Below are 7,172 nucleotides of genomic sequence, written 5' to 3'. Positions count from 1 at the left end.
CCAACTGTACGCTCTTTATCTAGGCTTTCTTCTAAAATACCGGCCTTTTTACCTTCGCTAAGAATGTACTCGGTGTTGTAAATATCCATTGAAAAATAAGTGCCTTTTTCAAGCGCCAGCGAAATCGCTTCATCGTCAACAAAGCTCACATGCTCAACTGAATTTACACCTGCTTTAATTGCTGATTTAATACCCTCAGTGCCATGGGCATGCGCTGCTACCGTTAAACCACGTAAATGTGCTTCTTCAACAATGGCGTTCATTTCTTCTTGTGAATACTGCTGAGCACCCACTTTTGTGCCTTTTGAAAGCACGCCACCAGTTGCACAGAACTTAATTACATCAGCGCCATACTTAATATTTTCACGCACTTTTGCACGTACTGCCCAAGGGCCGTCAGCCACACCTTGGCTGGTGACAGCATGTTCATGGGTAAGTAAATTATTATCACAATGACCGCCTGTAACACCTAAGCTTGGGCCTGCAGCAAAAATACGCGGGCCTGGTACATCACCATCACGAATCGCATCTTTAAGAGCAATGTCAGCATAACCGGGTGCACCTAAGTTGCGTACTGACGTAAAGCCAGCTTGTAAAGTGCGTTTTGCGTTTCTTACGCCGGTAATTGCCGAGCGTTGCGTTGTACGTTGAAGGCGTTTATAACCATGTACATGCGCATCACTTGTTAGATGCACATGCATATCAAAAAGGCCTGGCAGTAAAGTGTAGCCCTTTAAATCCATAACTTTGGCATCACTGGCATAGCCTTTGCGATTAGTTTTACCAACACTGATGATTTTATTATCTTCAATTACTACGGTTGCTGGTTTGATTAATTTACCCGTAGTGACATCAAGTGCGGCATCGGCATTAAGCACTAGTTGGGCTGCGCTGGCTGAAAAGCTACAAAGTGTCGCTAATGCAATAAGTGAGCGTTTATACATTTTTTTTAAACTCCTGCTGATTTTTTAGTGTTATCCCACAGCAATAATAAATAGTGAAGAAAAACGCGATAATTAACACATTTAAAAATCTTTTTGCGAAATATAAACGTAACATCAAGAATATATACCCAAGCCACCTGAAGATGCATGTTTCAGAGCTATCACAGCGCTTTCAAGTCAAGGCGTGTTAATGAAGGAATGTAGGTACCTTTCAAATTAACACAACGTAGGATTGAATGTGCTGTGAAGCTCCTAAAGGGCAAGATTAAAAAGCATTTATACCGCGTTATTGATTTTGAAAAGGGAACACCATTCTCTGCAATCAATGCCTTGTCTAAATGCTTTTTATCTCTTGCTGAAATAAAGCATCTTCAGGTGACTTGGGTATAGAGCTAAAATTAAGAATAATTTTGCGTTATATTTAACGTGTATAAAATCAACAGGAAGTCATAAATGAAAGCGTTACTTGTCAAAATTTTTATACCCATAGGTATTATTATTTTTGGAATGGTTGGATTTAGCCTAATAAAGGCAAGTGCAGCAGATGATGGTGACAAGAAACCTGTTGATACCCGCCCAACAGTCAGTGTTAAAGCATTAAAAGCCGTTGAGCACCAAGTAGTACTTACCAGTTTTGGCGAGGTAAAGCCGCTCGAAACCACGCGTTTGGCGGCACAAGTATCTGGTGAAGTTATCAGCTGGCACAAAAACTTTGTGGCAGGTGGTTTAGTTAAACGGGGCGAAGTATTGTTTACGATTGAAAAAGACAACTACTTAGCTGCGTTACTGCAAGCCGAAGCTGCGTTGACTAGCGCACAAGCGGTACTAATTGAAGAGCAAGCAAAAGCACAAGTTGCCGAAGATGAAGCAAAGCGTTTTCCAAACAAACCGCGTACCGATTTATTTTTAAGAAAGCCGCAAGTATTAAGCGCCCAAGCCCAAGTTAAATCTGCACAGGCGGCGTTAATGCGCGCACAGCGCGACCTAGAAGATTGCGCTGTTAAAGCACCGTATGATGCACTTATCATTTCGCGCGAAATAGGTGTAGGCCAGTTTGTAAATAAAGGCACGCAAGTGGCGCAACTTAATAACATTGAAACAGCGGAAATTATTTTACCGATAGCGGGCTTTGATAGCTTATTTTTACCAACACCTTTGGCTGAAACGCCGGTTAATATTTCTTACAAAGGTATTAACAGTTTTGTTCGCCAAGGCAAAATTTCTCGTGATTTAGGGGTGATTGATAGTGCAACTCGCATGAGCCATATCGTGGTGCAAGTCGATGATCCTTACAACCTTAAAAGCAGCGGTAGTGACTTAAAATTTGGCAAATACGTTGAAGTATCGTTTGCTGGGAAACAACTATCGGAAGTGTTCAAATTGCCACAAGAACTCGTTAACAATCGCACGGTGTGGGTAGTTGACAATGAGCAAAAATTACAGGCAAAAGAAGTAAATGTACTGCGCAGTGAAGGAGCCTATTTCTTAATTGATAAGGGGTTAGCAAACGATGAGCAATTGGTTCTGACGCTACCTGAATATCCGCAAGTAGGCATGGAAGTGAAATTAGCCGCTAGCAATGCAAGTGATGGGCTAAAGTAAGGATTCGCCATGACAGATAAACAACAATCAGGCCTAATTGCTTACTTTGCCAATAACTCCGTTGCTGCCAACTTAATGATGTTTTTCATTATTTTAATGGGCTTCGTGAGTTATTTAACGATTCAGCGCCAAATGTTTCCAAGCATTGAAATTAACTACATTACCGTCAATGCAAATTATCCAGGGGCCTCGCCGCAGGAAATTGAAGAAGGCATTTTAATCAAAATTGAAGAAGCGATTAAAGATATCACCGAAGTGGAAAAGGGGATTTCTCGTGCCTTTCGTAATGGCGGTAGCCTTACCCTGGAAATTGACCCAGATAAAAACTTGGCTGAAGTGCTTGATAAAGTAAAGCTGCGCGTAGACGGGATAGCAACTTTCCCAGCAGGCATGGAGCCAGTGACTGTATCGCAGATTGAGTTTCAACAAGACGTTATTAATATGGCGTTGGTAGGCGATTTACCGCTTACGCAATTAAAACCAATTGCCCGTCAAATAGAAACTGAATTACTACAATTAAAAAATGTGTCGTTAGTTAATCTGAGCACACCCGATGATGAAATAGCGGTTGAGATCCAGCCAGATCAACTGCGTAAATATAACCTCACTTTAAATCAAGTAAGTGATGCTATTCGCCGTTATTCTGCCAATATTTCTGCAGGTCAGTTGAAAACGGATTCTGGTGTTATTTCCGTTCGTGTAGAAAACCAATTTTACAAAGGCGATGAGTTCCGCCAAATACCAGTCAAAGTTGGCAGTAATGGCGCTAAGGTTTTGCTCGGCGATATAGCGGAGATAAAAGATCAATTTGTTGAAGGCGAGCGCTATTTCAAAATGTCGGGCGCCAATGCAATTTCATTGTCAGTAAAAGCTACCAAAGATCAAAACATGATTCCAGTGGCCGAATCAGTGAAAAAATTTATTGCTGAGCGCAATAAAACACTGCCGCCTGGTGTAAAACTCGAAACCATCGTTGATATGACGTACTACTTAAACGCACGTTTGGATATGATGTTGAAAAACCTGTTCCAAGGGGCGGTACTCGTCGCCTTAATGCTGAGCTTATTCTTGCGCTTTAAGTTAGCACTGTGGGTTATGGTGGGTCTACCAGTGTGTTTCTTAGGTGCGATGATGATGATGCCGATGGTTGGCGTTAGTATCAATATTGTGTCGTTATTTGCGTTTATCATGGTACTAGGCATCGTGGTCGATGATGCCATTGTTATCGGTGAAAGTGCTGCCAGCGAAATAGAGCGTTCTGGCCCCGGAGTGAACAGTGTAGTGCGCGGGGCACAGCGAGTTGCTACACCTGCCACCTTTGGGGTGTTAACAACAATAGCGGTCTTTGCGCCATTTACCTTATCTAGTGGCCCTGAGAGCGCGTTTTTTGTCAGTATCGCGGCTGTGTCTATTTTATGTTTAGTTTTCAGCTTAATTGAGTCAAAACTAATTTTACCTGCGCACTTAGCACATACTCATTTTAGTGATGTAAAACCAAATGGTTTTAGAGCGAAATTTAATGAGCGTTATACTCATTTTAGTGATGTAAAACCAAATGGTTTTAGAGCGAAATTTAATGAGCGTTTCTTTGGTTTTGTGAACGGACCTTATCAGCGTTTTATTTTGAAATGTGTTGAATGGCGTTACGCAGTATTTGCCGTGTTCTTCGCGCTATTGATGATTAGTGTTGGCTTGCTAGCCGGTAATTATGTTCGTGTAGTACCAACGCCAAAAGTGCCCCATGACTTCCCGACAATTCGTATTGAAATGAACGATAATGTGTCAGATACGCAGACTATTTCAGCATTACAGTCGATAGAGTCTGTGATTATGCAAATAGATAAGCAAACTCAAGCAGATAGCGGGCAAACGATGATCCGCGATATGCTAGTGTTCAACCAAGGACGCACTGAAGGGCAGCTGGTTGTGCCTTTAGTAGATGAAGAGTTAAGACCTTACAACACGTTTGAGCTTTCTCGTCGCTGGCGTGAAACGCTACCAGAAATTCCTGGGCTTAAATCAATTAACATTCAAGATGATGTGAATGGTGGCGGTAATGATGGTGAGTTTGGTTACTTGCTATTTGGCCCTGATATCGAAACATTAAATGTCGCAGGACGTCAGTTTATTGCGATGCTACAACAGCAAAAAGGCTTGTTTGATATTAGCTCTACTATCGATCCCGCCAGTAAAGAAGTACAAATTAGCCTAAAACCAGTGGCGTACGATTTAGGACTTAATCTTGCCAATATCGCAAATCAGGTGGGCGCGAGTTTTTATGGCGGTGAAGCGCAGCGTGTTATTCGTAATGGCGAAGAAGTACGTGTAATGGTGCGTTACCCTAAATTAACACGAGAGGCCTATTCATCGCTTAAATACACTGTAATTACCACTCCTAATGGTAAAGAAGTAATGCTAGGAGATGTAGTTGATCTCGTTGAGAAGCCAGGTATCAGTTATATTCGTCGTGAGGGTGGGTATCGCAGCGTATATATTTGGGGGGCAATTGATGAAGAAGTCGTTGAGCCTGATGCTGTGGTTAAATCGGTAAAAGAAGAGCTGCTACCAAAACTTAAAGAACTTTTCCCAACGGTGAAATCAGAACTTGGCGGTTCAATTGAAGAGCAGCAAGCACAAGCAAATGAGCAAAAGCTGTTTTTTATTGCAGGCATGTTTATTGTTTATATATTACTGGCGGTACCGTTGAAGAGTTATTTCCAACCATTGATTATTATGTCGGTGATTCCGTTTAGTATGGTTGGTGCAATCTGGGGACACTTTTCATTTGGTTTAGATATTTCATTAATGTCGACCTTTGGTTTAATTGCCGCGGCGGGGGTTGTGATTAATGACTCTTTGGTTATGACCGACTTTGTTAATCAAATGCGTGCCCAAGGCGCCTCAATTAAAGATGCGGTGACTAAAGCTGGTTGCGCACGTTTTCGTGCCATAACACTAACATCAATTACCACTTTTGTTGGTGTATTACCGATTATGTTTGAAACTAGCCTGCAGGCGCGCTTTGTTATTCCGATGGCTGTTGCGCTTGGTTTCTCGGTGCTTTTTGCCACCTTAGTAACCTTGGTGCTTGTCCCTTGTATGTACCTAATTTTACAAGATATTGGTAATGTATTTGCGGCACTTTTGAACAAGCTGCGAGGAAAAAGCAGGGCTAAAGTGAGTTCGCTAAGCTAATAAAATCCTTAATAAAGCCCTAATTGCTAGGGCTTTTTTTTAACCTAATGAAAATGTTTAATAATCATCTCTGTTGCTAGCAAATCAATTTTCCTCGACTACACTTTTTTTAGAACATCTAAATTGCGGCTTATCAGCGCGCAAAGGCTAAGGATCGCATAAGGAATGCAAAGTGGAGTTTAGTTTGAAAAATACCATGTCTCACTCAGCGGAGTGTTTGCGAAAAGCCGTACCTTTAATGGTTAAATACAATATAGCGGTGACGCCTGCTAACTACGCCCTTTGGTATAGCTATGTGTCGGGCAATCACCCAAAATTAAACCAAAAGCTAGATTCAGCTCTTAAAACATACGGCACTTGCCCCCCGGCATTATCTCGCGATTTATTTGAAGAGTTTCTCTCTGATAAAGATCTTGAGCTATTTGATTCAGTTGCAGGAAATATTAGTGCTGTGGTTGCATCGGTTGAAAAAAATGTTGGGCAAACGCTTGATTCAGCAATTGATTTTAGTGAGGTGCTCAGTTCGTGTAATCAAGAACTAGATGGCTTTACTATCGATGATTCATCAGAAAAAGATATTCTGGAAGTTGTGAACAAACTGTCTGAAGAATCAAAAAGCATGCAGCAAACGGCTGAACGTTTTCAGCAACAATTACGTGCAGCATATAAAGAAATATCCAGCTTGCGAAGCGAGCTTAAAGAATCGAAAAAAGCAGCGTCAAAGGATGCCTTAACAGGACTTAATAACCGTAAATCGTTCGATGAAGATTTAGAGCTGCTGTGTAATAGTCATCACAGCATATTAAAGCTTTACCTGACATTTGTAGATATTGACCACTTTAAAAAATTTAATGACGATTTTGGTCATCAAAAAGGTGACATGGTATTGAAGGTTGTCGCTGACAGATTAAGAAAACATGCAGATCAACTTAATGCTGTCTACCGTTATGGTGGCGAAGAATTTTGTATTTTGAGTCAGTTTAAAGACAAACGAGATGCGGTTAATTACCTAGAAAAAATTCGCGTTGATATTGAAAAATTGGCGCTTAAAGATGGCAAAACGGGTAAAGCGCTACGCAGTATTTCAGCAAGTTTTGGCTTAGCTGAATTTGATGGAGAATCCTGTGAGATGTTTATTGAACGAGCTGATCAAGCACTCTACAAAGCGAAGGAAGCGGGTAGAAACTGTATTATTGTTGCTTAGGAAAGATGATGACCACATTAATTGAAATGCTGGCAATGCAAAAAGCGCAAAGTGAAGGTCGCTTAAAAGTGACTGCAGATGACATCATGTGGGCACAAGCTAACATTGATTGCTTTGAAGCGTTGCGGGGTTATATGGGACTTGATGTGGCAGATAATGATGTACTGTTTGATGATCAATTAAATAGCTATGAAGACTAAAAAATGCCGTTGAATACGGCATTTTTT

6 protein-coding genes are annotated in these 7,172 nt (G+C 41.2%); 5 read left to right on the top strand and 1 reads right to left on the bottom strand.

Going from position 1 to position 7,172, the window contains the following annotated elements; all coding sequences use genetic code 11:
* Positions 1 to 944: metal-dependent hydrolase family protein (locus tag ON073_RS15350; protein ID WP_274762766.1), on the bottom strand; the 944-nt coding region annotated here is incomplete at its 3' end.
* Between the two features lie 243 nt (positions 945 to 1,187).
* On the opposite strand from ON073_RS15350, the gene ON073_RS15345 reads away from it, so the two are divergent.
* The 5 genes from ON073_RS15345 to ON073_RS15325 all read left to right on the top strand — a co-directional run bounded on the left by ON073_RS15345 (position 1,188) and on the right by ON073_RS15325 (position 7,145).
* Positions 1,188 to 1,334 carry a hypothetical protein gene (locus ON073_RS15345; protein ID WP_274762765.1) on the top strand — a complete coding sequence of 49 codons (147 nt, stop codon included), beginning with the start codon at positions 1,188 to 1,190 and terminating at the stop codon, positions 1,332 to 1,334.
* Between the two features lie 63 nt (positions 1,335 to 1,397).
* Positions 1,398 to 2,546 (top strand): efflux RND transporter periplasmic adaptor subunit, encoded by a 1,149-nt coding sequence (locus tag ON073_RS15340; protein ID WP_274762764.1) that lies wholly within the window; start codon positions 1,398 to 1,400, stop codon positions 2,544 to 2,546.
* A gap of 9 nt (positions 2,547 to 2,555) precedes the next feature.
* Positions 2,556 to 5,741 carry an efflux RND transporter permease subunit gene (locus tag ON073_RS15335; protein ID WP_274762763.1) on the top strand — a complete coding sequence of 1,062 codons (3,186 nt, stop codon included), beginning with the start codon at positions 2,556 to 2,558 and terminating at the stop codon, positions 5,739 to 5,741.
* Between the two features lie 172 nt (positions 5,742 to 5,913).
* Entirely contained in the window at positions 5,914 to 6,945 is a 1,032-nt protein-coding gene (locus ON073_RS15330) for a diguanylate cyclase (RefSeq protein ID WP_274762762.1), read from the top strand.
* Positions 6,946 to 6,950: 5 nt separating this feature from the next.
* Positions 6,951 to 7,145, top strand: coding sequence for a hypothetical protein (locus ON073_RS15325; RefSeq protein WP_274762761.1), 195 nt, complete (start codon positions 6,951 to 6,953; stop codon positions 7,143 to 7,145).
* The last annotated feature ends 27 nt before the right edge of the window (positions 7,146 to 7,172 follow it).

The sequence above is a fragment of the Pseudoalteromonas sp. G4 genome, assembly GCF_028875915.1.
GTDB lineage: Bacteria > Pseudomonadota > Gammaproteobacteria > Enterobacterales > Alteromonadaceae > Pseudoalteromonas.
Note: the sequence above shows the minus strand (reverse complement) of the source record. Positions and strands in the feature narration are given on the sequence as shown.

Bases quoted from the DNA above. Each gene is read 5' to 3' on its own strand.
- ON073_RS15325 (WP_274762761.1), top strand. From the start codon at position 6,951: ATGATGACCACATTAATTGAAATGCTGGCAATGCAAAAAGCGCAAAGT.
- ON073_RS15340 (WP_274762764.1), top strand. From the start codon at position 1,398: ATGAAAGCGTTACTTGTCAAAATTTTTATACCCATAGGTATTATTATT.
- ON073_RS15335 (WP_274762763.1), top strand. From the start codon at position 2,556: ATGACAGATAAACAACAATCAGGCCTAATTGCTTACTTTGCCAATAAC.